General features: G+C 44.4%; 22 protein-coding genes. 15 read left to right on the top strand and 7 right to left on the bottom strand.

All coding sequences use genetic code 11. The features are described from left to right. Nucleotides 1-31 precede the first annotated feature (31 nt). The 5 genes from EGI32_RS06955 to EGI32_RS06935 form a co-directional block, all read right to left on the bottom strand. Nucleotides 32-982, bottom strand: coding sequence for an isoaspartyl peptidase/L-asparaginase family protein (locus EGI32_RS06955; protein WP_255154663.1), 951 nt, complete (start codon nucleotides 980-982; stop codon nucleotides 32-34). Between the two features lie 132 nt (nucleotides 983-1,114). Then, nucleotides 1,115-2,500, bottom strand: a complete 1,386-nt coding sequence (locus tag EGI32_RS06950) for a hypothetical protein (protein ID WP_255154662.1) — start codon at nucleotides 2,498-2,500, stop codon at nucleotides 1,115-1,117. A gap of 36 nt (nucleotides 2,501-2,536) precedes the next feature. Then, entirely contained in the window at nucleotides 2,537-3,538 is a 1,002-nt protein-coding gene (locus tag EGI32_RS06945; RefSeq protein WP_255154661.1) for a bifunctional heptose 7-phosphate kinase/heptose 1-phosphate adenyltransferase, read from the bottom strand. Nucleotides 3,539-3,684: 146 nt separating this feature from the next. Then, nucleotides 3,685-5,112 carry an APC family permease gene (locus EGI32_RS06940; protein WP_255154660.1) on the bottom strand — a complete coding sequence of 476 codons (1,428 nt, stop codon included), beginning with the start codon at nucleotides 5,110-5,112 and terminating at the stop codon, nucleotides 3,685-3,687. A gap of 144 nt (nucleotides 5,113-5,256) precedes the next feature. Then, nucleotides 5,257-5,865 (bottom strand): OmpH family outer membrane protein, encoded by a 609-nt coding sequence (locus EGI32_RS06935; protein WP_255154659.1) that lies wholly within the window; start codon nucleotides 5,863-5,865, stop codon nucleotides 5,257-5,259. A 221-nt stretch (nucleotides 5,866-6,086) separates the two neighbouring features. On the opposite strand from EGI32_RS06935, the gene EGI32_RS06930 reads away from it, so the two are divergent. From EGI32_RS06930 to EGI32_RS06910, 5 genes are all read left to right on the top strand, one after another. Beyond that, nucleotides 6,087-7,181 (top strand): MBL fold metallo-hydrolase, encoded by a 1,095-nt coding sequence (locus EGI32_RS06930; RefSeq protein ID WP_255154658.1) that lies wholly within the window; start codon nucleotides 6,087-6,089, stop codon nucleotides 7,179-7,181. Nucleotides 7,182-7,301: 120 nt separating this feature from the next. Then, on the top strand, nucleotides 7,302-8,312 hold the full coding sequence (locus tag EGI32_RS06925; protein ID WP_255154657.1) for a bestrophin family protein: 1,011 nt from the start codon (nucleotides 7,302-7,304) through the stop codon (nucleotides 8,310-8,312). Between the two features lie 11 nt (nucleotides 8,313-8,323). After that, entirely contained in the window at nucleotides 8,324-8,950 is a 627-nt protein-coding gene (locus EGI32_RS06920) for a carbonic anhydrase (protein ID WP_255154656.1), read from the top strand. Between the two features lie 324 nt (nucleotides 8,951-9,274). Next, the gene (locus tag EGI32_RS06915) at nucleotides 9,275-10,636 is read left to right on the top strand and encodes an NAD(P)/FAD-dependent oxidoreductase (RefSeq protein WP_255154655.1); all 1,362 of its coding nucleotides are present in this window, start codon (nucleotides 9,275-9,277) and stop codon (nucleotides 10,634-10,636) included. 147 nt (nucleotides 10,637-10,783) lie between these two features. Next, nucleotides 10,784-12,712 carry a gliding motility-associated C-terminal domain-containing protein gene (locus EGI32_RS06910; RefSeq protein ID WP_255154654.1) on the top strand — a complete coding sequence of 643 codons (1,929 nt, stop codon included), beginning with the start codon at nucleotides 10,784-10,786 and terminating at the stop codon, nucleotides 12,710-12,712. On the opposite strand, the gene EGI32_RS06905 is transcribed toward EGI32_RS06910, so the two are convergent. After that, nucleotides 12,696-14,339 carry a glycoside hydrolase family 55 protein gene (locus EGI32_RS06905; protein WP_255154653.1) on the bottom strand — a complete coding sequence of 548 codons (1,644 nt, stop codon included), beginning with the start codon at nucleotides 14,337-14,339 and terminating at the stop codon, nucleotides 12,696-12,698. The two genes, EGI32_RS06910 and EGI32_RS06905, sit on opposite strands and share 17 nt — an antisense overlap. Before the next feature lie 174 nt (nucleotides 14,340-14,513). On the opposite strand from EGI32_RS06905, the gene EGI32_RS06900 reads away from it, so the two are divergent. From EGI32_RS06900 to EGI32_RS06855, 10 genes are all read left to right on the top strand, one after another. Continuing rightward, nucleotides 14,514-15,431, top strand: coding sequence for an ABC transporter ATP-binding protein (locus tag EGI32_RS06900; RefSeq protein WP_255154652.1), 918 nt, complete (start codon nucleotides 14,514-14,516; stop codon nucleotides 15,429-15,431). Then, entirely contained in the window at nucleotides 15,424-16,200 is a 777-nt protein-coding gene (locus tag EGI32_RS06895) for an ABC transporter permease (protein WP_255154651.1), read from the top strand. Before EGI32_RS06900 ends, EGI32_RS06895 begins: the two co-directional genes overlap by 8 nt. Before the next feature lie 38 nt (nucleotides 16,201-16,238). Beyond that, entirely contained in the window at nucleotides 16,239-17,291 is a 1,053-nt protein-coding gene (locus tag EGI32_RS06890) for a sensor histidine kinase (protein WP_255154650.1), read from the top strand. Nucleotides 17,292-17,316: 25 nt separating this feature from the next. Continuing rightward, nucleotides 17,317-18,003, top strand: a complete 687-nt coding sequence (locus EGI32_RS06885) for a LytTR family DNA-binding domain-containing protein (protein ID WP_255154649.1) — start codon at nucleotides 17,317-17,319, stop codon at nucleotides 18,001-18,003. A 57-nt stretch (nucleotides 18,004-18,060) separates the two neighbouring features. Beyond that, the gene (locus tag EGI32_RS06880) at nucleotides 18,061-18,555 is read left to right on the top strand and encodes an SRPBCC domain-containing protein (RefSeq protein ID WP_255154648.1); all 495 of its coding nucleotides are present in this window, start codon (nucleotides 18,061-18,063) and stop codon (nucleotides 18,553-18,555) included. A 156-nt stretch (nucleotides 18,556-18,711) separates the two neighbouring features. After that, the gene (locus EGI32_RS06875; protein ID WP_255154647.1) at nucleotides 18,712-19,641 is read left to right on the top strand and encodes a hypothetical protein; all 930 of its coding nucleotides are present in this window, start codon (nucleotides 18,712-18,714) and stop codon (nucleotides 19,639-19,641) included. Between the two features lie 170 nt (nucleotides 19,642-19,811). After that, nucleotides 19,812-21,602 carry a carboxypeptidase-like regulatory domain-containing protein gene (locus EGI32_RS06870; protein ID WP_255154646.1) on the top strand — a complete coding sequence of 597 codons (1,791 nt, stop codon included), beginning with the start codon at nucleotides 19,812-19,814 and terminating at the stop codon, nucleotides 21,600-21,602. Between the two features lie 62 nt (nucleotides 21,603-21,664). Continuing rightward, the gene (locus EGI32_RS06865) at nucleotides 21,665-22,204 is read left to right on the top strand and encodes an RNA polymerase sigma factor (protein WP_255154645.1); all 540 of its coding nucleotides are present in this window, start codon (nucleotides 21,665-21,667) and stop codon (nucleotides 22,202-22,204) included. Beyond that, nucleotides 22,201-23,712, top strand: a complete 1,512-nt coding sequence (locus EGI32_RS06860) for a hypothetical protein (protein WP_255154644.1) — start codon at nucleotides 22,201-22,203, stop codon at nucleotides 23,710-23,712. Before EGI32_RS06865 ends, EGI32_RS06860 begins: the two co-directional genes overlap by 4 nt. Nucleotides 23,713-23,851: 139 nt before the next feature. Then, a complete protein-coding gene (locus tag EGI32_RS06855) occupies nucleotides 23,852-24,412 on the top strand; it encodes a hypothetical protein (RefSeq protein WP_255154643.1) in 561 nt (186 codons plus the stop codon). A gap of 148 nt (nucleotides 24,413-24,560) precedes the next feature. On the opposite strand, the gene EGI32_RS06850 is transcribed toward EGI32_RS06855, so the two are convergent. After that, the gene (locus EGI32_RS06850; RefSeq protein WP_255154642.1) at nucleotides 24,561-25,118 is read right to left on the bottom strand and encodes a hypothetical protein; all 558 of its coding nucleotides are present in this window, start codon (nucleotides 25,116-25,118) and stop codon (nucleotides 24,561-24,563) included. Nucleotides 25,119-25,461: the final 343 nt, after the last annotated feature.

Here is a 25,461-nt window from a genome sequence, read left to right as displayed (position 1 = left end):
AGGCTGACAGAAATGTATAAATCTCTGATCATTAATCTTTATAGATCGCGATCTGATTTTCGCCCGCACTGTTTTTCATCCCGCGGTACATGCCGGCGCTGTTGAATACCATGGCTGTATTGCCATGGGCATCCGTACCGATCATACCTCCTTCGCCGTCCATCGCCACCAGTTTTTTCATTACCACTTCATTCATCGCTTCCTGCAGGCTGAGGCCTTTGTATTCCATCAGGCAGCTCACATCATGTGCTGCTACGGCACAGATAAATGGCTCGCCATGCCCTGTGCAACTGATGGCGCAGGTTTTATTGTTGGCATACGTACCGGCCCCAATAACCGGGCTATCGCCAATGCGGCCGTATTTTTTATTGGTCATGCCACCGGTACTTGTTGCTGCCGCAATATTTCCCTGCTGATCGCAAGCCACGGCGCCTACCGTTCCGAATTTTTTATCTTTCATCAATTCTTCCAGTCCCTGGTGTGTATGATCGAGTGAATAATTATCGCTGTCACGCATTGCCTTCCATTGGTCGTAGCGGAATTGCGAAAAGAAAAATTCATCCGGCTCGAGTTTGATGCCTTGTTTTATCGCAAAATCATTCGCCCCTTTTCCGCTAAGGAACACGTGATTGCTGTTATTCATCACTTCAGTAGCCAGTTCTATCGGGTTGCGCACGTTGCGGATCCCCGCTACAGCACCGGCATTCATCGAATGGCCATCCATGATGGCGGCATCCATTTCCTGTACCCCTTTTTTGGTAAAGACCGATCCCCGGCCGGCATTAAAAAGAAGATTGTCTTCCAGTATCACAATAGCCGCTTTAACCGCATTAGTGGCCGAACCACCTTCTTCCAGTACAGCATACCCGGCATCCAGCGCATCCTGCAATCCCTGCAAATAAGCTTTTTCCAGTTCGGGTGTCATGTCTTCTTTCAGGATCGTTCCGGCTCCGCCGTGAATAACAAGAGAAAATGGTTGCATATGAATGATGATGTATTTTTTGTAGCTCCAAAATTATCCAATTTACCGGCAAATAGCTTCGAAGATTTTTACAGAAAGATTGAAGAAGCCCTAACGATAAGGGATATTCGTTTGATGACAACAAATATGCGCTTACTGGAATTCGGGCAGCAGGTCTTTGCTTTCAGGTTCTGTTTCAGCGGGTTCTTCGGGCAAGATGTAGATAAAATCGCTGAAATGATAAACGGGAAAAATAAGGATCAGCATCATCAGGTTGTATACCGCCAATGGATACAGAATAGCTAATTCCCTGTATTGCCTGAAGTCGGCACTGAAAAACCATATCAATATGGTGGCATATAAAGCTACGTTGAGATAAAAATTGAGATAATATGCCGACCTGTCTCTGATGAACCATGCGAACATCAACATCGCCAGCACCATGCTGAAGGCACCTTGCACTGAGCCGGCTTTTGTAATGTTGAGTAATAATAAAATCCCCATCAGCGTAAAATACGTGGCTGATATGCCCAGCGTTCCTTCAGCGGCGAATTCATCGATATTGCCGACCCTTTTTAAAGCATTATCTGTTTTTTCCTCCTGCAACAAAACGATCCATGTAATGATGCCGATTACGGGCAGCAACAGCAACCAATAAGATACTTTGGAAGTAATGCCATGACCGATGAAATATTCAATCAGAAATTTACGTAGCCACCATGCGGCCATCAGTGCCACGCCGATAGAAAATAGCGAATTAAAAATGGACATCGCCTCAAACAATGAAGTCATCTTAAAACTAAAGGAACGAAACGGACTTGAATAGCGGCTGATGATATATGCCAGTCCGAATACGAGCAGGTACACCAAAGTTTTCAACACCCAAAATACGATCGTAGCGGATAATTTTTTATAACTATTTCCGGGATTCAGCAAACGGATGTTCCATACCGGGGCTTTGCCATCGGCAAAATTCTGCAGTTCGCTGTAATAAATGTATTTCGTTATTCCAAAACACATCATCACCAGCATGCCCGCATATTTCGGAAAGCCTGAACCCAATAATTTTCTTAAAAGATCAAATGAACCCGCGTTGGAATAAAATATTACAGAAGTCCCCCTGAAGATGATCAGTGCTGCCAGGATGAGCCATATCCTTTTTGCCGGTAATTTTTTATCCAGGAAAAAGAAAAGATTTATCAGGATGAATAATACCTGCAGGCCGACATATAAAAAACCGGAAGCTGTATAGTCTTTACTGAAATCAATGAAATTATCCCATATCACTGCGCTGCCAATGGTGCCAATGATGGATGCGCCGATGCACCACCATGCCTTGGTCCATTTGTTGAATGCAAGAGCAAGCGGTACAAAAACGATGAAGATATTGATGATCTCGTCTACGATGTAACTGATTTGCAGGTTTTCCTTTTTCGCTGACGAAGGCAACAAAAGAAATATTTCCTGCAGCCCAAGTGCCGCAACGATCAATAGGAACACCAGTGGTATCCTGTCGAGGTAAGATTTATTATTTTCCATCAGCAGTCAGTGCGAAATCCTTTCGCGGGAAATAAATTAATGGTTGGCAAGAAGCTGTTTGCATTCCTGCAGCAATTTTTTTTTGTCGATTGCCACCGTACCTACTTCTTCACAGACAAGCCCTCCGGCGATGTTGGCCATTTCTGCCATCAGCAACGGGTCCTGTGTAGCGGCATATACCAGCGAAGCCACGGCTATCACTGTATCGCCGGCTCCACTCACATCGGCGATGCTGCGGATATGCGTAGGAATAAGCGCTTTTTTGGTTTCATTTTGGTAATAAACACCCCGTTCAGACAAGGTGATGAAAGAAATATGATGCTGCAATTGTTCGTATAAGGAACGATGGATCGTATCGAGCAATTCTTCAGAAAGTTCATCGCCGATGATATTCAGCCCTTCTTTTACTTCGTGCAGATTGGGTTTGAAAATATCCACATTTTTATACGCGAAGAAATTTTTCCGTTTCGGATCTACAGCTGTCAGTATCTTATTCGCCTTGCACAATGCTATCACTTTTTCAATCACGGTGGTGGTCAGCACACCTTTATTATAATCTTCCAGAATAACTATGTTGGGTAATTCAGCTTTGATATATGCTTCAAAACTTGCGATCAGTTTTTCCTCGTCTTCTGCAGATAACATATTCGTGATCTCCGCGTCGAGGCGCATCATATGCTGATTGCGGCTGATAATACGGATCTTATTGGTGGTAAGGCGTTCATGGCTTTTGACCAAAAAATCAGTGTTGATCTTATTCTCCTGCAGCAATTCGTTCAGCTGGTTTCCATCGCCATCATTTCCCAATACACTGATCACGCTTACATTTGCACCAAGCCCTGCTATATTCAATGCTACATTACCTGCACCGCCAATGCGCTGCTCACGCCTGGTAACTGCCACTACCGGTACCGGCGCCTCCGGCGAAATGCGGTCTACCTTGCCCCACCAGTACGTATCGAGCATAAGGTCTCCTATCACCGCCACTTTTATATCGGAGAAGGAATTGAAAAGTTTATCGAAATCTAAAGAAGCCATCTTTTTTTATTACACAAATTTTTAAAATACTGACGACCGACCACGGACCACAGACCTCGGCCGAAAGCTTATCGGCAACGGCGAATTTCACGAATTAATTTCAGTCTGTAAAATTTTGATAGCCAGTAATAACTTCGAAGAATTCACTATTCACTATTCACTTTCTTGTTTGCTACTGCAAGATAATAGATCGGTATTCCTATCAGCACGATGATCAGGCCCCATTTTGCATAAAACGGTTTGAAATAAATCAGCAGCCCGCAGAAAGTGATTGCCATTATAATATAAATAGCGGGCAAAACCGGGTAGCCAAAGGCTTTGTAAGGCCTTTCCGCATCCGGCATTTTTTTTCTTAAAATAAAAATACCAAGGATGGTAAGTGCATAAAACAATACCACCACAAAAGAGATCATATCCAGCAGGTCACCATATTTGCCGCTAAGGCAGAGCAGGGATGCCACGATACATTGTATCCACAGGGCGAATTCGGGAACATTATTTTTGTTGAGTGCTGATGCTTTCCGGAAAAACAACCCGTCTTTCGCCATGGTATTGTATACCCTCGCGCCGGAAAGTATCAATCCGTTGTTACAGCCAAACGTGGAGATCATGATCATGATGGCGATCACTTTGGCACCGATGTCGCCGAATATCTGGTTGCTGGCTGCTACGGCTACCCTATCCTGTGGGGCGGAAGCCACTTCGCTTAAAGGCAGTACACTGATGTACATGAAATTTGCTGAAACATAAATGACGGTCACGATAAGCGTGCCCAGGAAAAGACTAAGTCCGATATTGCGTTTGGGGTTCTTCACTTCGCCGGCAATGAAGGTTACGTTGTTCCAGGCATCGCTGCTAAAGATAGAACCTACCATCGCTGCGGCTATCGCCCCAAGAATAGCACTGCCAAATACTCCGCTCACTACCTGCCCTTCGGCGTTGCGGGAAGTCATTTTCCATGCATCCGTCCAGTTGGCATTCCAGATATCCGCTTTTGCCGCGAGCAGAAAACCGAAGACGATGAGGCCAAAAAGCGACAGCAGTTTTACGACCGTAAAACTGGTCTGTATCAGTTTACCTTCTTTTATTCCGCGGGTATTGATATAAGTGAGAAAAATGATCAATCCTATTGACACAAACTGCGCCGGATATATTTTAAATATACCGATCTCTCCGATCATGTTCTCGGGTTTCACATCCAGCACCGGTATGAACGTGCCTGCAAATTTGCTGAAAGCCACACCTACGGCGGCTATCGTAGCGGTCTGTATCACCGCGAAAAAACTCCATCCATAAAGAAAACCCGCCAGCGGATTGAATGCTTCCTTGAGGTAAACATATTGGCCGCCTGCTTTCGGGAACATCGAGCTTAACTCACCATAACTCAATGCGGCGGTAAGCGTCATGAACCCGGTGATGAGCCACACGAATATCAGCCAACCCGCGCTGCCTACATTGCGGGTGATGTCGGCGCTTACAATGAATATCCCGGATCCTATCATCGATCCCGCTACAATCATCGTTGCATCCAGCAGCCCCAGCGAAGGTTTGAAAGTTTGGTTTGTTTCAGTCATGAGCAGAGTTGTTTTTTATAAAAAGAGGAAAGTACTAAAAAATGTCCAAAAGGTCTAAAAATGAAAAACCTCCGGGGTTTTGAAAACCCCGGAGGTTTATACTGACCTCCTGAAACTTTTGAACGTTTAAACGTTTTTTAATCGTTATGGTTTCTTGCTCAGCTTTTCATTCATCCCTTTTATCACATCAGAAGTAATGTTGAGGGTAGAATCTTTATACACCATGTAATCCAGCCCGGTGCCGGAAGTGAGGATGTACATGTAATTCTTTTCCTTGTTATAATCATTCAGGAATTCTTTCAGCTTTTTCTGGATATCATCCATGAACTCGTAACTCTGCTGGCTCAACCTTTGTCCTGCAGATTGTTTCTTGGCTTCAATCTGCTGCTGCTGCTGGTATAGCTGCCCCTGGAATTTTTCCGCTTCTTCCTGTGTGATGGAGGCCCCCCTTTTCAGGAAATTGTCGCGCTGATTTTCCAGGCCTTTCATATCAACCTGCCATTGCCGCTCAATTTCTTTTTGCTCACCTTCCAATGCCTTCCTTTTATCTTTTATATAAGTGATCTTTTCATTCAATGAATCAAGCTCAACATAAGCGATCGGGGCACGGTTGGCAACCACGCCATTATCGCCCGCAGCGGCCGTTTTTACAGGAGTATTCTTTACAGAACTTTTTCCGCCAAACACATGGTAATACAGGAATGCCACAGCGGCCAGCAATACAATATTTAGTACAAGGGATAAATTCTTCATTCAATCAATATTTGTTAGGGCGGCAATATACTTACAAACCAATACTTAACCATATTTTTACGCCAACATTTAGGAAAGGCTTAACTACAGGCACTATAAACCTTTCATTTACCGACTGAAACCTCCGTTCAGCGGCATTCTGAGACAAATGCGGGCCCGTTTCTGGCTATTTTAATTATTTTTAAAAATGGCTGGTTTTATAAAAATGCCGGCAACTTACCATGGTAACCATCTTTCTTTTATTGCTTTGTTTTTTTATAATTATCTTCTTTTATATAAGGCTTCCCAAATTCGGTAAACTCGCCTCCGGCAAACGAAAAGAGCACATTCACGCTTCTCCCAATTTCAGGGAAGGGAAATTTCAAAATGTTCACGAAACGCCTGACCTGACGGATGGCGCCACTCTTTTTTCGGTACTTGGCGACCAGCTTTTTGCCAAAGACAAAAACAATTATCCCAAAAAGAAACTTCCCACGCAAAAAACAGTACTGCTTGACCTTTACCCGAAAGAAAACCTGCTGGTATGGTTCGGGCACTCTTCGTATTTCCTGCAGCTCGATGGAAAGAAATTTCTCGTAGATCCCGTGCTTAGTGGAAATGCTTCACCCATACCCGGTACAGTAAAGGCTTTCAAAGGAACTTCAATATACACGGCTGATGATATCCCGGAGATAGATTATCTTTTGCTTACACATGACCATTGGGATCACCTGGACTATGACACGTTGAAAAAAATTCAGCCACGGGTAAAAAAGATCGTCACCGGCCTGGGCACCGCGGCCCATCTTGAATACTGGGGTTTCGATACTGCGATCATAGAAGAAAAAGACTGGAACGAAACAGTCGCACCCGAAGAAGGTTTTACCATCCACACCGCAGCAGCCCGGCATTTTTCCGGCCGAACGTTCAGGCGCCAGCAATCCATATGGTTGTCATTTGTATTGCAGACTCCTTCCTTCAAAATTTTTCTCGGGGGCGATTCCGGCTACGATACCCATTTTAAAGAGATCGGTGAAAAATATGGCCCGTTCGATCTTGCCCTGCTCGAATGCGGACAATACAATTCTTCCTGGAAATTCATTCATATGCTGCCCGAGCAGGTGGCAGATGCGGCTATCGACCTCGGCGCCAACCGATTGATGCCAGTGCATTGGGGCAAATTTGCCCTGGCTTTCCATGCCTGGGATGAACCTGTAAAACGGGTTGTGAAAGCGGCCGAAGAAAAACAAATGCCACTCCTTATTCCGATGATCGGCGAAAAAATTTCGCTGGATAATATACCCGAGAGGATTTCCAGATGGTGGCTGATGGAATAAGAAACGAAAATTAAATGGCACAATACCAGCTTCCTCTATTCATGCATTCGTGGCAAAAAATAAGGACCTGAAGCACTCAAGCCCAGGTATTCTTTTTTATCTTTAAAATAAAAAAGTGCTATGCATGCAGGAAGCAGGTATTTATTAAAGGAAGTCATTTACTGGACAAGAAGGGATATTTATGTATTGATAGCATTATCGCTTTTTTATACGATTGTATACGAATGTATCGGGTTAAAATGGATAGCGATCCCCTGGGTACCGATTGCGCTGGTAGGTACCGCTGCTGCTTTCCTCATCGGCTTTCGCAATACCCAGACTTACAACCGCGTGTGGGAAGCCCGGCAGATCTGGGGTTCCATTATCAACAGCAGCCGCTCGTGGGCAATCCTGGTAAAGGATTTTACCGGAAATAACGCGAATGCTAAAGCGATACACACACAATTGTATTACCGCCATATCGCCTGGCTTACCGCACTTCGTTTTCAGCTGCGCGAATCGAGGGCATGGGAAAATATCCACACAAAAATTTCCAACAAAGAATTCTCCCGCCTTTACAAAGTGGATGAATGGACCACCAAAGTTGAAGATGCCCTGCAGCCATTTCTTTCCCCCGAAGAATTAACGTATGTGCTCAGTAAAAAGAACAGGGCCACTCATATCATCGGCCTGCAATCCGCACAGCTCAAAAGACTCCGGGATTCCGGCGAGCTCAGCGAACTCAACCACATCGAAATGGAAAATATGCTCGTGAACCTTTACGAGCAACAGGGAAAATGCGAACGCATCAAGAACTTTCCTTATCCACGTCAGTTTGCCACCAGCAACCAGATGTTCACAAGGTTATTTGTATTCCTCATTCCTTTGGGCACATTGAATGAATTTCAAAAGCTGACTACCGCCAACGGACATTGGATCATCTGGCTAACGATCCCGTTCAGCGCACTCATCAGCTGGGTATTCATGGCGATGGAAAAGATCGGCGAAAGTACAGAAAACCCGTTTGAAGGAGGCGCCAACGACGTGCCCATCAAAGCTTTGAGCAGGACTATAGAAATTGACCTTCGGGAAATGCTGGATGAAACGGATCTTCCGCCGGCACTCACACCGGTAAATAATATTTTAATGTAAAAACAGCTATCATGCAAATTGAAAAAGTATTTGAAAACAACGAACAGTGGATCGCGAAAAAATTATCCGTAGATCCGCATTATTTCGAAAACCTTTCCAAAGGCCAGAGCCCTGAAATATTATACATCGGCTGCTCCGACAGCCGTGTTACCGCCGAAGACCTGATGGGGCTTCAGCCCGGCGAAGCTTTTGTACACCGCAACATCGCCAACATGGTGATCAGCATCGACCTCAACATGATGTCGGTATTGAATTATGCCGTGCGCCATCTCAAAGTGAATCACGTGGTGGTTTGCGGTCACTATTTTTGCGGCGGCGTAAAAGCTGCGATGCAGGCGCAGGACTTAGGCATCCTCAACCCATGGCTACGCAATATCCGCGATGTATACAGGCTGCACAAAACGGAACTTAATACTATTACCGATGAAAACCAGCGCTACAACAGGCTTGTAGAACTCAATGTGCAGGAACAATGTATCAACCTCATCAAGACTGCCGCGGTGCAAAATGCTTACAAAGAAAGAGGATTGAAAGTGCATGGTTGGGTATTCGATATCCAGACAGGAAAACTGATAGACCTGAAGATTGATCTTGAAAAAGAATTAAAGGGCATCAGGGAGATCTATGATCTGGGATAATCAAGGAAGAATAAAAATTGAGAATTGAGAATGATGGAAGCGGGTAATAAAAACGCTGATTTCAAATGGATAAAAGGATTTCGCTGATTATTTCCTGCAGGCAGAAAACTAAAAATGCAGTTTTTAATATTCTGATCTTTATAAAAAATGAAAATATTTTTAACACCTGCATTTCAATTTTTGCGAAGCAAAGATAATCAGCGAAATCATTCCATCTTTTTAAAATCAGCAATCCTTTTCACCTTTTGGAAAGTCATTTGCACCGCAAGCATTCTTCATTTTTAATTCTTAATTTTTAATTATATTTTGTTTTCAAAATATGTTATGAGTACCCGCCGCTCCTTCCTCAAACAATCTGCCTTATTGATCGGCGGCTTTGCCGCAACACAATCTTTTGCCGGCGGTTTTCATTTAGGTAAAAAAACATCTGTCATCATTATCGGGGCCGGTTTTGCCGGACTTGCAGCTGCAAAAATGTTGCGCAGGAAAAATATCCCTTATGTGATACTGGAAGCCCGCAACCGCGTTGGCGGACGGGTATTTTCGTTTGAAGCCGATCCTGCAGAAAAGCTGGTGATAGAACTCGGAGCGGAATGGGTGGGCAAATCGCACGAACGCCTGATCAGCCTGTGCGACGAATACAAGCTGGAATTACAAAATAACCAGTTTGACACTCACCTGGTTTACAAAGGCCAATACCATGCAAAAGATGACTGGGGCTTCAGCGAACCCTGGAAGAAAAAATGGGAAACCCTGCTCAAAGAATACCCTCACCTCACACTGGCTGATAAAAAAGCATTGGATAAGTATGACTGGTGGCGCTATCTGGTAAACAATGGCTGCCAGGGAATGGATCTCGACATCAGGGAGTTGCTCGACAGTACCGACTTTGGTGAAAGCATCCGCCATGTATCCGCCTTTGCCGCCCTGTCGGAATATGCGGAAAGCAGTGAGAAAAACGAAATGGACTACAAGATAAAAGGTGGAAACGGGATGCTTGCGCAAAGGATCGCCGATGAGATCGGCAGGGAAAATATTCATCTCGAACATAAAGTAAAAACTATTCGCCAGGGTGCAAAAGTGGAAGTGATCTGCGACAATGGAAAAACATTCACAGCAGATAAACTGATCTGCACCACCCCTACTTTTGCCGCAATGAAGATCGACTGGCAACCACGGCTGCCGATTGATACCTTGAATGCGATGAAACAATTGCAGTATGCCCGCATCAACAAACATCCGGTGTTATTCAGTGAACGCTTCTGGAAAGATGAATCCTTCGATATGATCACCGATCTGCCGGCACATTATTTTTATCATGCCACCAAAAATCAATCTTCCAAAAAAGGAGTGCTGATCTCTTACACCATCGGGGACAAAGCTGCTGTGATAGCCAACCAGGGCGACGATTGGAATGGGCGTACGGTACTGGAAGCATTGCAACCAGGTTTTGGCGATGTAAAACCGCTGATGGAAAAACAATTCAATTACTACTGGGGGCAGGATGAATTCAGCATGGGTGCTTATGCCTTATATGGCGCCGGGCAATGGTATGGACTAAGACCTGCATTGCAGCGGCCATTCCTGCACACACATTTTGCAGGCGAACATCTCGCCGACTGGCAGGGGTTCATGGAAGGCGCCATCAATACCGGCGAAAACGCAGCAAACGCAGTTAATGGATAATTGTATAATGGATAATGCTGTAAAATCTTACGCTTTGATATACTACCATAATTTAAATAACATTCATTCCTGAAACATTATCCATTATACAATTATACATTATCCATTAATATAGGCTTACTTTTGCGAATAAATTTCAGCTAACGGATGCAGGTTTTTCGCAGATCGACTTTTCCTTTTTTCTCCAACAAACACCTATTCGTTTTTTGGATAATATGCTGCTGTCTGTCGGTCAATGTTTTTGCGCAGCAACACCGTGCACCCTGCCTCTCTTCCATTAATGCATTTCCCTACGATGAAGGATTTGAAAGTTCCGCAGGCGATTGGTTTACCGGTGGCCAAAACAGCGACTGGACCCTTGGCACACCTTCCAAAACAGTGATCAGCGCTGCCGGTCAGGGAACAAAATGCTGGGTGATCGGCGGACTAACCGGCAGCCAATACAATGGCGGCCAGCTTTCGTGGATACAAAGCCCCTGTTTCGACATCAGTTCCCTGGCAAACCCTGAAATATCTTTTAAAGTATTATGGGAATCCGAAAGGCGGTTTGATGGCGCCTCATTCGAATATTCGATTGACGGTGGCGCTACCTGGTTAATGCTTGGTTCCACTTCTTCCAACACAAATTGTAAAGGCACCAACTGGTTCAACAATGCCGCCATCATGTACCTTGGCAATGGGGCAGGATGGTCGGGCAATATTCAATCCACTTCCGGAAGCTGCCTTGGTGGCTCGGGCAGCAATGGCTGGGTAACTGCACGACATTCACTGATTGATCTGCTCGGCGAATCGAACGTTACATTCCGTTTCACTTTCGGATCGGGAACAACCTGCAATAATTTCCAGGGGTTTGCCTTCGATGCAGTTCATATCGGCGAAGCGCCGCCCAACAATGCAGATTACACCTACACCTGCAATGCTTCCACCAACCGTTCTGTAAGTTTTTCGCAGAATGCACGTTGCGCTGCCAGCACACTCTGGGATTTTGGCGATGTTACCTCCGGTGCAGCCAATAGTTCTACAGATGCAAATCCTACACATGTCTTTTCCGCAGCAGGAGAATATAAAGTACGCCTGACCACAACATTTGCCTCTGCCGGGCCACCTTCGATCACAGAGAAATTCATCCGGGTGCTCGATGCTTCAGCTTCAGTTGTCAACCCGCTAAAATGTTTCGGCAACTCCAATGGTTCTGTCACATCTGTTGCCAGTGGCAGCAACACCACTTACACTTATTCGTGGAATACTTCGCCGGTGATCACTACCGCCACGGCAGCCAATCTTGCCGCAGGCAGCTACACTGTGCAGGTTGGCTCTCCTAACAGTTGTCCCGCTACCGCAACGGTTGTATTACAGGAACCTCCGGCATTATCCGTGAGCACTACCGTTTTGCCAACTTTGTGTACCGGCAGTAACGGCTCCATCACTTCAACCGTATCAGGCGGCACCGCACCATATGGTTATTTGTGGAGCAACAATGCCACTACTTCTTCCATAAAAACCCTTCCCGCAGGAAATTATTCATTGAAAGTAACCGATCAGAACGGATGCAGCTTTACGACAGGCCAGCTGGCTGTGATGCAGGAACAACGCACCCTTTCGGTAAGCATCGGAAAAGATACCTTCATTTGCCCGGGTAATCGCCTCGTCTTATCTCCCGGAAATTTCCGGCAATACCGCTGGCAGGACAATTCCACCGCGTCAGCTTTCAATGTGCTGCAAACAGGAACTTATTCCGTAACCGTGACGGATGAAAATGGATGTACAGGAATGGCTTCTGTAAATGTTACGGTAGATTGTTCGGATGTATATTTCCCTTCAGGGTTTTCGCCAAATGGCGATAGCCGTAATGAACTCTTTGGCCCTGTAGGAAATGTAGCAGCTGTAAGAAATTACCGACTGACGGTGTATGACCGTTTTGGAAACCGGGCATTTTACAGCACCGATCCTTACCGCAAATGGAACGGGCGTTTCAACGGTGAAGGGTACAACAGCGGCAGCTTTGTGTGGATTGCTTCTTACACACTTAACGGTAAGCCATACACGAAAAAAGGAACGCTTATTCTGATACGATAAAATATTGTTTATTCACCCCGCTGGTTTTATTTTTTTTCATCATCCGCCTGACCTGCACGATCAAAAGCAGCAAGGCCAATATTATCAATCCGCACAACAACTGCGTTCCCGCTACAGGCAGTTTCAAAAACGGGATCATAAAAGAAGTGCCGTTCTTCTTCCCGTTTTCTACAGGCCCCGAAAAAAAGCATCGTTCATACACTGCATTTCCTGCAATGCGCAACGGAGTATTCTTTCTTCCGTAATACCGGAAATTGCAACTGCGGTATACCACGTTTTTCCCGCAGGATGTAATGAGCGTTTGCGTTCCGGCTGTTTCAGGATATTCAAAATCCACATTACAATTCGCTATTTCGCATGCTAAGTCCGAATTGATCATACCCCAGCTGCCCAGGCTTTCCGCATACACATGATTCACACTTGTAGAAAAATATCCATGCTGGTCGTTGTAAATAAAACGTACCACCCCACCGGCAATGTTCACATGATCTATATCCCAGTTACCGGCCATACGTTTACCACCATACAGGTCTGTTCCAAAAATAGTATGCGTTCCTCCCCAGCAATAGATATTCGAGATCACGTTCGCTTTCTCCTGGTCTTGTCCGCCGGAGATGCAAAGCTTGCAATTGCTGAATTGTATCTTATTGATGATCGTTATTTCCGCGTTTCGGGTAACGCCATTCGGCGAAGAACAGATACCCACCACAAAACCATTGATATTGACCTCTTCAATCTCTGTGCCCGTACTACCCGATTGGCGGGAATTACCATTGGTGCCATAATACTCCCCAAGCCCGGGATAATAATTCGCAGCATCCAATTCACTGCCTGCAATGTTTGTAAAAGGATCTATCACGATGGCTGCGTATGGAGAGTTACGGTTATCCCGACAAACACCGTCTTTGAAATCTTCAAAAGCGGTATTGTAAAATTTCATCTTATCGTTTTTATTCGGCGGCGTAAACTTCCCGTTGATCCTCATCTTCCGGATCTTGCAACCTTTGCCCCGATGGATCCCGAAAGCAAAACCATTGGTAAATGAAGGATTGATCTCCGTACCAAGATTTGAATCCCAGAAGGAAGATTCACCCAGTATTTCCAGCGTGCAATAACCACGGGCATTGTCCTTTCCAGGACCACGAAGGATCAGCGGTTTGGAGATCGTATATCTGCCTACCGGGATGAACACCGTGCGGATATTATTGCGGATGCAGGTGTTGATCGACTTTTGTATGGCCGCATGATCATCCGTACCGCTTCCTTTTGCGCCAAACCATTTTGCCGAAAAATAACCATTGACAGCCTGTGGATTGATGGTGAGTGTGGTATCAAAAATAAACTGCTGGTAACCGGCATCAATGATCCCTCCTTCAATTGTACCTTTGCCCGTAAGCCTGCAACCAGGCTCAAACCGCAATGTCTTTCCTGCAGGTATTTTCACTGTGCCATTTATCTCCATAGCAGATCTGCCGATCACAACCGTTGAAACATCTTGCCTGTTAAATTCCTGTTGCAGGATGATGGTAACGTCAGAAGAAGAACGGGGCATTCCGTCCAGTATACTAACCTGCGCTCCGCAATGCATTGCCGACGACAAAAACAGGATGCTGAAGATTTTTTTCATTGTATCGCTTTTGAGCTGATGTAATTTACTAAATATTGTATGCCGAAAATCCTGTTCGGCATGCAGCAGCTGACGCAAACAACATGCTTTGCAGATCAAATTGCCCATTTTGCAGAAAAGTCTTATCTCACGGCCGGTAAATTTCTTCTTTTGCTATACATTAAATCACGCACCATGTATAGTGTTCAAACCTCCGGGGTATTTCATCATTTTTCGGAAAATGATCCAGTCTTAAAAGACATTGCATTGCAGGTTCCATCCGGTTCTATATATGGTTTTCTTGGACCGAATGGTGCAGGCAAAACTACAACACTGCGCCTTTTGCTGGGACTGATAAAAAAACAGCAAGGTTCCATTTTGATTTTCGATAAACCGATAGAAAACCATCGCATGGAAATACTCAGGAATATCGGCTCACTCATTGAAATGCCATCGATGTATGGTCACCTGACCGCTTCCGAAAACCTACGCATCTGGCAGCAACTGTATCAATGTCCGTACAGCCGAATAGCCAAAGCCCTGGAAACCGTTGACCTTGCGAATACCGGAACTAAAAAAGTAAGCCAATTTTCACTAGGCATGAAACAACGGCTAGGCATAGCCGCAGCATTATTACACGAGCCTTCTTTGCTTATCCTGGATGAACCTACTAACGGACTTGACCCTTATGGCATGATGGAAATACGTGACCTGCTGAAAAAACTGAATTACGAACACGGCATCACTATTGTGATCAGCAGCCATCTCCTATCGGAAATTGAAAAACTGGTAACACATACCGGCATCATTAGCCATGGGCAAATGGTCTTCCAGGGAACGTTGGACAGCCTTGTAAGCAGGCAACTTTCTGCTTCAAAGCTGATACTTAACACAAGCAATAATTTACAGGCAACAGATGTGCTAAAGCTACTACAGCTGGATACAAGCATAGAAAATGGAATGCTCACGATACCTATTCCTGAAAAAGAAATGATCGCACAGCTAAACCGCGAGCTTGTAAAAGCCAACATAGATGTATATGAAATAAACCCTGTACAAAAAGACCTGGAAACGATCTTCATGGAACTAATCAATCAAACAACTCATGCATAATACTTTCACACCATGCCTTAAAGCCGAGTGGCTCAAGAAACGCCATAGCTTTTCTTCCTGGCTTGTCATCATTGGCGGCAGCTTCACCCCCCTGATCTACATGCTGGTATTTTTTATTTATCCGAAACAACTGGCTGACCTGCATCAATCCCCCGGATTCTGGAAAATGTTATTCCTGCGTTCGTGGGAAACCATGAGCCTGCTGTTATTGCCGATGGGTATCGTACTTGCGGTAAGCCTTATAACACAGCTTGAATTTAAAAATAACACCTGGAAACAATTACACACCGCCCCCGTTTCATTCAGCAGTATTTATTTTTCCAAACTTATGGTCATACTGGTAATGATGTTGCAATTATTCATTCTTTTCAACTTCACTACTTACCTCTCTGCCGTAATACCATCTATGTTAAGTAAGAAAGTTCCATTTCCCTTGTATGAGATGAACGTTTTCTATTTTTTAAAAGAGAACAGTATCTTTTTTATCACCTGCCTGCCAATGGTTGCATTCCAATACCTGATCAGTTTACAATTCAAAAACTTCCTGGTTCCAATCGGTGCAGGGCTAGCATTGGTAACAGCCGGCCTGATCGCTCACTCCTGGAAATACATATATATGATACCATCAACTTATACCGGCCTGCATTTTATGGAAGCCGCCACCAATAAGCCTTCCGGCCATAACATCATTGCACTGTCGTTGGGATATTTCCTGTTCTTCGTGGTTTTGGGATACGTGTTGTATATTGCTAAAAAAGAAAAAGGATGATTCGAAGACCAGATTATTCCTCCATATAAAACCCCTGTTTGAAAAAATCCATCATCATATTACTTCACATCGGCTATTGGGTGTTATATCTTCTGCTGATATATATCTTCGCGACATTCATCAGGCTCAATGCGCAGAAAGCTATCGGCAATAATTTCAATTTCATGTTGGAATTTTTTAAAGCGATGGGTTCTTTGGCGGTACTCCCGGCAGTCATCAGTTTTTATACCTTCTACAACACGCTGTTCAACAGGTTTCTTGCCAGGCGCAGAATTGGTACGTTGTGCATTGCCGCATTCATCACTATACTTGCATCCGGATTGGCTGGTGCACTCACCATCAATTTTGCCCAAGGCAAATTTCATATCCGCAGTTATGATATATGGCCGCTCCTGCAGATCATACTTTTCATGAGCGTGCTGGCGCTGATACATGGTATCATCGCTTTGGTGATGCGGGGCTTCACACATTGGTACAATGATATCCGTGTAAAAGAAGAACTCGAACAAAAAAATCTGCAATCGGAACTGGCGCTGGTAAAGTCTCAACTCAATCCGCATTTTTTGTTCAATACCATCAATAACATCGACGTACTCATAGAAAAAGATCAGCAGAAGGCATCCGAATACCTGAACAAGCTGTCCGATATCCTTCGTTTTTTATTATATGAAACCAGTGCTGAAACGGTGCCTTTGCAAAAGGAATTAGATTATATCAGCAAATACATCGACTTACAAAAGATCCGTTACAGTAATACCAATTTTGTACAATACAATGTACAAGGCAATCCTGGCAACCATCGCATCGCTACTATGCTTTTCATTCCGTTTATCGAAAATGCTTTCAAGCATTCAGTTCAACGTAAAAAAGAGGCCTCCATCAAAATCCGCATCAGCATTACCAACGACACCATTAGTTTTTTTTGTATCAATCATTTTACCGATATGCCTTTATTGGTGGAAGAAGCTGGTGGCCTGGGTAATGATCTCATACAAAAAAGGTTAAGCCTGCTTTATCCGCAAAAACACGAACTTAGTATAAGCAAGGAAACTGATTTATATAAAGTACAATTGACCATACAACCCGGATAGCTGTTTTCGGGTACAAATTACCGTTATGAAGATTAATTGCATTGTAATAGAAGATGAACCGCTTGCTATGGAACGCGTAACAGGGTACATCCGCAAACTTCCAGGCCTTACGTTATTGCAATCCTTCGATAATGCGCTGGACGCTTTCGTTTTTTTGAAGATAACACCTGTCGATCTCATATTCCTCGATATCAACCTGGGGGAACTTTCCGGCATACAATTTCTTCAGTCGATCCAATTTAACGGTGATGTTATCATTACTACTGCATACACCGATTTCGCTCTCATAGGATACGACCTGAATGTAACCGATTACCTGCTCAAACCCTTTACTTTCGAACGTTTCTTACAAGCTGTAGACAAAGTATCTTCTGACAAAAATTCAGCCCTTCAGCACGAACAGCGTGATTTCTTTTTCGTAAAAACAGAAAACCGATATGAACGCATCTCCTATGCAGAGGTATTATACATTGAAGGCATGCGTGACTACCGCAAAATCCACACCACACATAAAAAGATCATGACGTTGCAAACATTCGCCGAACTGGAAAAAGAACTTCCTCCCTCCGTCATCTGCCGTGTTCACAAATCCTATATGATCTCGATCAGTAAAATAGATTCATTGGAAAAAGATGAAATACATATCGGCAATATCATCCTCCCTGTATCCGAAAGCTACAAATCAACATTATATAAATTAATAGGCCGATAAATAATAATCGGGCTTAAAATTTGGTGTAGTATTTCACAAACATTAAATAAACCGGATATGAATAATCAACTTCAGTTTGACTTCGATGTAAACAAAGAGAACAACACTATCCATGTAAGAAGAGAATTTAACGCACCACCGCAAAAGGTCTGGGCTGCCTGGACCAAAAGCGAGCTGCTCGACCAATGGTGGGCACCTAAGCCATGGCGGGCCGAAACGAAATCCATGGACTTCACCGTAGGCGGCTACTGGCTGTATGCGATGGTAGGACCTAAAGGCGAAAAGCAATTCTGCAAAGTGGATTTTTTAACCATCGAACAGCAAAAAAGTTTCTCCACTACATCCGCCTTTGTCGATGAAAATGGCGTAGACCAGAAAACCTTACCGGCGGCAGAATGGAAGAACACTTTCAACAACAAAGGCAATGGTACATTGGTAGATATTATGATCAAATACGATACGCTGGAAGACCTGGAAACTATCATCAAGATGGGCTTCAAAGAAGGATTTACCATGGGATTGGGCAACCTGGATGAGTTGCTTGCATTGTAAAATTCAACCACAACCACAGGGCGACACAGCGAGCACAGCGTAAAGCAATACCAGATCCAACGCCTTATTCGGTGTGTCGCCCTGTGGTTGGGTAAATATATGGGCGGTTTTGAATTCGCACTATCTCCGCTTACATTGCAAATTCAAAACCTTCACATGAATAGACTTCTTTTCTTTTTCGTCATCCTTATATCCGCCTCCTTTTCTTTTGCACAAAAAAAAGAAAGGGTATATCTCTCCCCTTCCGACAGCAGCAGCAATAAATACATAGCGCTCATTCCCGACCAGGTTCCTATAAAAGCAGTGATGTTTTTCCTCGATGGGTTTGGCGCTTCACCGGCGGGAGTATTGATTGAATCGGATATGCCGGCATATGCGGCACAGCAGGGTATCCTCACCATATTGCCTGTATTGAAAACCGGTGCATTATATTTTGGAGTAGATACGGCTTCCCAGGCATCGCTCAAAGAACAGGTGGAATACATCTATAAAAAATACCAGCTCGAAGGCAAACCGTTTTACATCGGCGGATTCTCCATTGGCGGCAGTTGTGCGGTAAAATATGCAGAGCTTGCCGTGAAAAATAATTATCCCGTAAAACCAAAAGCGGTATTTGCCGTTGATCCTCCACTCGATTTCGAGCGCTTTCATGAAAATGCCAAACGGGTGGTTCGGCTTTCAACCGACGCACCCGTGAATGGTGAAGTGACGTATATGATCGATCGCATCGAAAAAGAAATGGGGGGCACCCCGCAGACGGCGTTGGAAAATTATTTCAATACATCACCTTATTCTTTCAACGACACTACTCAACGGGCAGTGAAGTTGCTGATCAACACTCCCATCACTTTCATCACCGAGCCCGATATTCACTGGTGGATGCAGAACCGCGGTTACGATTATTCGTACATCAACGTAAGCGATCTTGCCGCCATGATCAATGAGCTTCAACATCTCGGCAACAAAAACGCCCTTCTCCAAACCACGGTCAATAAAGGTTTCAGGAAACAGACCAACACCAGGCACCCACATTCGCTGAGCATAATTGATAAGGAAGCATTGATAAAGTGGTTGATGGCGCAATAGTGTACCGCAGATCAAAGAATAAGCTGTTCTTTTATAAAAAAATCTGAACAATTCTTCTATAACATGAACTTCTGCTACAATTTCTACTCCGCATGAGCCCAATTTAAATTAATTTTTAAAGTCAAGCCGCAACGGTTCCCTGATTGGTATCTAATACCAAACAACTTATTATGAAAAAGACATTACTCTATGTAATCCCGATATTGTTATGCTGCTTTTTACTGAATGCCTGTAAAAAGACCTTCCATGATCAGCAATATTTCCCTTTGCCTGTTGATACAACCCTTGTTGCGGAAAAGATCGTGCAAAGCGTAGTAGGTTTTGTAACCGACCAAAATGGAAGTGCTGTAAGCAATGCAAAAGTATATGCCGGTACAAAAACCACTACAACAGATGCCAGCGGCAGATTTCAGATAGATAATGTCTCCCTCTCGAAAGCCGCAGGGTTTATTAAAATAACCAACACAGGCTATTTTGATGGATACCGCACATTTGTTGGAATACCAGGCCAGCAAACTTTTGTAAGGGTTCAGCTGGTTCCTAAAAAGAATGTAGGTGATATTAGTGCGGTATCCGGTGGAGCTGTAACCACTACAGACGGAGCACAGATAACTTTACCTGCCAACGCCGTCGTGAATGCCGCTACCAATGCCGCTTATTCAGGTACCATCCACGTGGCAGCACATCTTTATAACCAAAATAATATTTCGCAATTCACCAGCATGATGCCCGGCGACCAACGTGGCATTGACAGTGATGCGAAAATGCGGATGCTGAAATCTTATGGCATGCTGGCCGTAGAACTCACGGGCGATGCAGGTGAACTACTGCAGATTGCCACAGGAAAAGAAGCCACTATCACAACACCGATCCCATCCGCACTGCTGGCCGACGCTCCTGCGAGCATTCCATTATGGTCGTTTGATGTAGCCAATGGATTGTGGAAACAGGAAAGTATCACTAACAAAAGCGGTAATACTTACACCGGTAATGTCACTCATTTTTCTTTCTGGGATGGAGCTTCAGGCGTTCCGGTAGTAAACCTGAAAGCCAAAATTGTAAACAACACACAACAGTCTATCGGCAATATTTATGTCTGCATCCGCAGGGCAGATGATCCTAATATAGGGGCTTCTTCTTTCACCAACAACGAAGGATATGTAAGCGGTGCAGTGCTCGCCAATACAGCTCTGGTAATGGAAGTTTACACTGTTTGCGGAGGCATCAACCTCGTGTATTCCCAAAACATCAACGCCACTACCAGCGATATAGACCTGGGAACTATCACTGCTAACCTTGGAGACATCGTAAAAATCACCGCCCGTGTGGTGGATTGCAATGGTGCTGCAGTCACTGATGGCTGGGTACTGCTGCGGATAGCCAATGTGACCTGGCATATGCCTGTTGTTAACGGTGACGTTGATTTTTCTACCACAGCATGTACCAATATGAATTCTTCATATGTTGCGGTCAACTGGGGCGGCAGTCAGCAAAGTGTAATACAAAATATCACGCTTGTTCCGGGCAACAATAACCTTGGCACCATCCAGGCTTGCGGAGTAAGCGCTACAGGGTTCCTCGATTATTCCATCGATAATGGCCCGACCATACATCTTACACAGGAAAGAGAAATACAGAAAATGATCGCGACTTTTGATGGTGTGTCGACCAACATCATTACAATAGACAGGGATGGCAACCCGCAACCAAACATGGCATTTGAATTCGGCGGCGGCTCAACGATCGGTTCATCACACCAGGCAAGTTTATTCGCTTCCCGTGGTTTCCCTTCCGGTAGGGCCAATACAAATAATCCGCCTTATTCACCTTTAGTTGTTACCATTACCGAATTCGGTGATTGGGGAGGTTTTGTAGCAGGCTCATTCAGCGGGCATGTACAGGATGAAACAGATCATACAGATCACCTGGTACAATGTAACTTCAGGGTAAGGAGACAATAATTCAAAAATATAACTGCACTAAATCATTTATACAAACCGTGTATTCTTAAGCAAGGGATTCAATGACAGAAGCTGAAATCATAAAAGGATGTGTTGATCGGAATGAGGTTTGCCAAAAACTTTTATTTGAGAGATATGCGGGCAAAATGCTTTCGCTCTGTCAACGATATTCCCGCGATCAGCAGGAAGCGGAAGATATTACCCAGGAAGGGTTTCTGAAGGTATATGATGCTATTCATCAGTTTAAATTTGAAGGAAGTTTTGAAGGCTGGGTAAAACGTGTATTTGTAAGTGTAGCCACGAGGTATGTCAGTAAAAGAAAAATAATTTTCAGTGATATCGAACACCCGGGTGCAGATGTTACTACAGTTGACCCTACCGTTGTTTCAAAACTTTCGGAAGACGATATCTACCGGCTGATCGGGCGTATGCCTGATGGATACCGGCTGGTATTCAACCTGAACGTGATAGAAGGATACAGCCATGAAGAGATCGGAAAGCTGCTGGGCATCCAGGCATCTACTTCCCGAACCCAGCTGACAAAGGCACGCAGGATGTTGCAGTCACTTATTTTAAAACAGTTTAATGTACTAAGTGTATGAATAGTCGTGATTTTGATGATATCATAAAAAACAAGGCGCTGCAACGCGAAGCGGAAGTGCCGGCAGATATGTGGGGAAATATTTCCAGTCGCAAAAAAAAGAAAAGACGAATCCCATTCTTTTGGTGGATGCTCCTGCTGATATTCATATCAGCAGGTAGTTGGTTTGTGGCAAATGTGTATCAAAGCTCAACAGCCCCGGTTAGCCCGACAGCCGGAGATCACAAACTCCCGGCAAAAAATTCACAACAGGCAAACGTTCCCACAGAAGAAGAAAAATATCACCCGGAAGAAAGTACCCCTACGCCTTCCGCTATACAACCAGGTGATGATAAAATTATCCCAGGACATGCCGTGGCAACCGATACTGCAACACAAACAGGACTGGCAGGCAATTCGGTTAAAATTGCGAAAGACAATATGAATAGTCATACCGATGGAGTTGTCAACAATCATGTTTTAAACCCGGCATCTATAACCCCAACTAAAAATAAACGAACAAAACCTGCATATAACAATGAGAGCGATGAAGCTGATATAACTGCTTCGCGGAAGCCGGCAATAAGAAGCAACCGGAAATTTAAAGCAACCATATCCAAGGGTGCAACAGACAGCCTGTCAACGGATATTACAGGTGAGGACGACATGGTAACGAATACTCCTGTCGTTGAAAAAAACATACTTACCAATAAACCGGGGCTCTCTTCGCAAAATTCTTCTTTTGATTCTTCAAAAGCAGTGAATGATATCAAGCCTTCTACAGATAGCAATAAAACGGTAACCATACAGGTTGCAACAGCATCAGCAAACAAACCTGACTCCAAAAGCAAAAAGCGACCACTAAAAATTGAAGTGGCTGTTAGCATGGTATTACCTACGCAACAATATCAACAACCGTTATTTATACAACGTATTATCGAACACCCCGGCTCACGTTCCGAATTCATTTCAGAAAGTATCCATTCAACCATCGAACCGGGTACAGGATTTTCTTTAAACCTGGTGAAACCATTGAATAAAAAATGGAGCATTGCCGGCGGCATCCAGTACCTCAAGTTGACAGAATTGCTGCAGCTATCGGGTACGGAATCTAATACAACCGGCACCACGGTAGTAAAAAGTAAAACCATCATCACGGGCAGAAATGCTTATTACAACCTCACGTTGCCTGTAATGGTGCGTTATTCTTTCATCAACAGGACGGCATGGGTGGCAGCTTTTACTACAGGAGTATATGTAGACATCCAGAGAAAATACCACAATGATATCCCGGGAGAATTTGCGAACTTTTATCCTTCGGGTTGGCAAACATCCTCTTCACAAAATAAAACGGGTGCCGATCTTTACACGGGCATACATTTTACGGGAGTGTTCTGGAAAAAATATGAATGGTTTGCCGAACCTGGTTTCCGGTATAACCTTCATCGGTATGATTTAAACACCATATCATTCAACAAGAAAATAAATAAACCGGGATTATCCGTTGGAGTGGCTTATAAACTGCGGTAAGGCGATGGGATCTTTCCGTGTATGGGGTAAAACGCTTTGAGTTGACTACTCCCACGAGTTGACAACTCATGGGAGTAGTCAACTCGTGTGCAAAATCCTTTTCTCCTGCATCTAACGTCCGTCACCAACTTATCAGATCATGAAACTGCTTATTCTCCTTTGCACCTGCGCAGCCAGCTTCACATCAACGCTGGCACACCCAGCCAGCCCCAACGCTTCAAAAGAAGCATTGCACCGGATCGATGCGGATACGATACCCAACATAAATTGCCTTGTATATAAAATCCCGCTGAATGCTATCCAGATCAGCGATCCGGAAACATACCTCAATTCGGAGATCATTAATTTTACGGTTCCCGGGCTCCCATCGTCTGGCTCCCCGGTAGAGTTGCGACTGCTGCTCGACCAGCATTTTCCTCCACACAAAATGATCAATCACGATACACTTACCAACGATGAAGTATATGCTGCTACAATATACAGATCATTACCAAAGGCTCGGTTGTCCATCAACGGACAGTTATTCAGTGGCACCCTCCGTCTTTACTGCAATTCATACTGGTACGATCTCGGCCGCCGCCCCTACCCTTCGCTTTCGCTGATCATCAATTCTTATCTCGATGGTGTATTGCAAAAATCATCTGCTGTGTATGACGTTGGCTCATTATGCAGCGATCTGGCAATGGAAAGACCTACCTGAACTGTGAACCACAGAGGAAAAGAGGACACGGAGTAACACAGAGTGTATGATTTTTTCTCTGTGTTACTCCGTGTCCTCTTTTCCTCTGTGGTTCAAAAAAAGCCCCGGAAAAAATCCAGGGCTTATCCATGTAAAAGTCTCTCCATAATTACAAGGTGATTTGTTGGGTTACCAAATGACCGGGCAAGTCTATTGCTATGAACGTGATCTTGTTACCGGTAATGTTTGTTACAGTTGCGGTAGTGGTGTACCTGTAATGTAACCCGTCTTCCATCAGCGTGGCGGCACCTGCTTCTATGAGCTGGCCATTGGCTTTCTCGATACGCACTTCTACGGATGCTACCTGGAAGTCGTCGGTTACCTGTGCGGAGATGAAGCTACCAGCCTGGGCGGTGTAGGCGCTGGCATCGATGGTGCCGATAGTGGGCGGTTTGAAGAAATCGGCGATGGCAAGGTTGAAGGCGCTCTGCCACGGATTTGCTTTCGCCTTGTAAGCCGCTTTCACGATCGGGTCGATGAGGATCGCTTTTGCATAGCGCACCGCATCTTTGAACGTGTAGCGGATCTGCAGTTGCTCTTCGGATGCCGGAACCGTTGACGGCGAAGGGCTGGAGATTACATAGGTTCTGCCATGATTGTGGCGAAAAACCAACTCCTGGATGCGGCCTGAAAGACCTTTTGTTACGAGGTTCTTAATGTGTTTCATAACATGAAATTTAATTGTGAGAAAAACTGTTGTCGCTTATGGGATTGCGGTGCAAAAGAAATTGCATAAAGCTGAGCGTTAAAAAGCATGGGCTTTGTGTGAGTGGTAAAATTGTTTAAGCGGAGTGGTTATAAAAAAGGATGAATGAATGTTGGAACATTAAGAATAGTATTGTTTTTGTGTTGTTTTGCGAAATGTTCCACGAGCGAAGGTTGAGCGAAGATACAGCGAAGGTTGAGCGAAGGATGGGTGGAGGCTTATCTCAGCTTTACAGTGAGTCGACGTTTTAAGCAGGAAAAATTCTACATAGTCAAAAAGTTTTATGAATATAATATTTAATTTA

It is taken from the genome of Ferruginibacter sp. HRS2-29 (assembly GCF_024343615.1).
Classification (GTDB): Bacteria; Bacteroidota; Bacteroidia; order Chitinophagales; family Chitinophagaceae; genus Ferruginibacter.
The sequence above is the reverse complement of the archived record's forward strand: the minus strand, read 5'-3'. Positions and strand labels throughout refer to the sequence as shown.

Coding starts and splice junctions, on each gene's coding strand:
- EGI32_RS06865 (WP_255154645.1), top strand. CDS start 21,665: ATGACAGAAGCTGAAATCATAAAAGGATGTGTTGATCGGAATGAGGTT.
- EGI32_RS06855 (WP_255154643.1), top strand. CDS start 23,852: ATGAAACTGCTTATTCTCCTTTGCACCTGCGCAGCCAGCTTCACATCA.
- EGI32_RS06935 (WP_255154659.1), bottom strand. CDS start 5,865: ATGAAGAATTTATCCCTTGTACTAAATATTGTATTGCTGGCCGCTGTG.
- EGI32_RS06870 (WP_255154646.1), top strand. CDS start 19,812: ATGAAAAAGACATTACTCTATGTAATCCCGATATTGTTATGCTGCTTT.
- EGI32_RS06880 (WP_255154648.1), top strand. CDS start 18,061: ATGAATAATCAACTTCAGTTTGACTTCGATGTAAACAAAGAGAACAAC.
- EGI32_RS06895 (WP_255154651.1), top strand. CDS start 15,424: ATGCATAATACTTTCACACCATGCCTTAAAGCCGAGTGGCTCAAGAAA.
- EGI32_RS06925 (WP_255154657.1), top strand. CDS start 7,302: ATGCATGCAGGAAGCAGGTATTTATTAAAGGAAGTCATTTACTGGACA.
- EGI32_RS06950 (WP_255154662.1), bottom strand. CDS start 2,500: ATGGAAAATAATAAATCTTACCTCGACAGGATACCACTGGTGTTCCTA.
- EGI32_RS06945 (WP_255154661.1), bottom strand. CDS start 3,538: ATGGCTTCTTTAGATTTCGATAAACTTTTCAATTCCTTCTCCGATATA.
- EGI32_RS06930 (WP_255154658.1), top strand. CDS start 6,087: ATGGTAACCATCTTTCTTTTATTGCTTTGTTTTTTTATAATTATCTTC.
- EGI32_RS06905 (WP_255154653.1), bottom strand. CDS start 14,339: ATGAAAAAAATCTTCAGCATCCTGTTTTTGTCGTCGGCAATGCATTGC.
- EGI32_RS06940 (WP_255154660.1), bottom strand. CDS start 5,112: ATGACTGAAACAAACCAAACTTTCAAACCTTCGCTGGGGCTGCTGGAT.
- EGI32_RS06850 (WP_255154642.1), bottom strand. CDS start 25,118: ATGAAACACATTAAGAACCTCGTAACAAAAGGTCTTTCAGGCCGCATC.
- EGI32_RS06860 (WP_255154644.1), top strand. CDS start 22,201: ATGAATAGTCGTGATTTTGATGATATCATAAAAAACAAGGCGCTGCAA.
- EGI32_RS06910 (WP_255154654.1), top strand. CDS start 10,784: ATGCAGGTTTTTCGCAGATCGACTTTTCCTTTTTTCTCCAACAAACAC.
- EGI32_RS06915 (WP_255154655.1), top strand. CDS start 9,275: ATGAGTACCCGCCGCTCCTTCCTCAAACAATCTGCCTTATTGATCGGC.
- EGI32_RS06900 (WP_255154652.1), top strand. CDS start 14,514: ATGTATAGTGTTCAAACCTCCGGGGTATTTCATCATTTTTCGGAAAAT.
- EGI32_RS06955 (WP_255154663.1), bottom strand. CDS start 982: ATGCAACCATTTTCTCTTGTTATTCACGGCGGAGCCGGAACGATCCTG.
- EGI32_RS06875 (WP_255154647.1), top strand. CDS start 18,712: ATGAATAGACTTCTTTTCTTTTTCGTCATCCTTATATCCGCCTCCTTT.
- EGI32_RS06920 (WP_255154656.1), top strand. CDS start 8,324: ATGCAAATTGAAAAAGTATTTGAAAACAACGAACAGTGGATCGCGAAA.
- EGI32_RS06885 (WP_255154649.1), top strand. CDS start 17,317: ATGAAGATTAATTGCATTGTAATAGAAGATGAACCGCTTGCTATGGAA.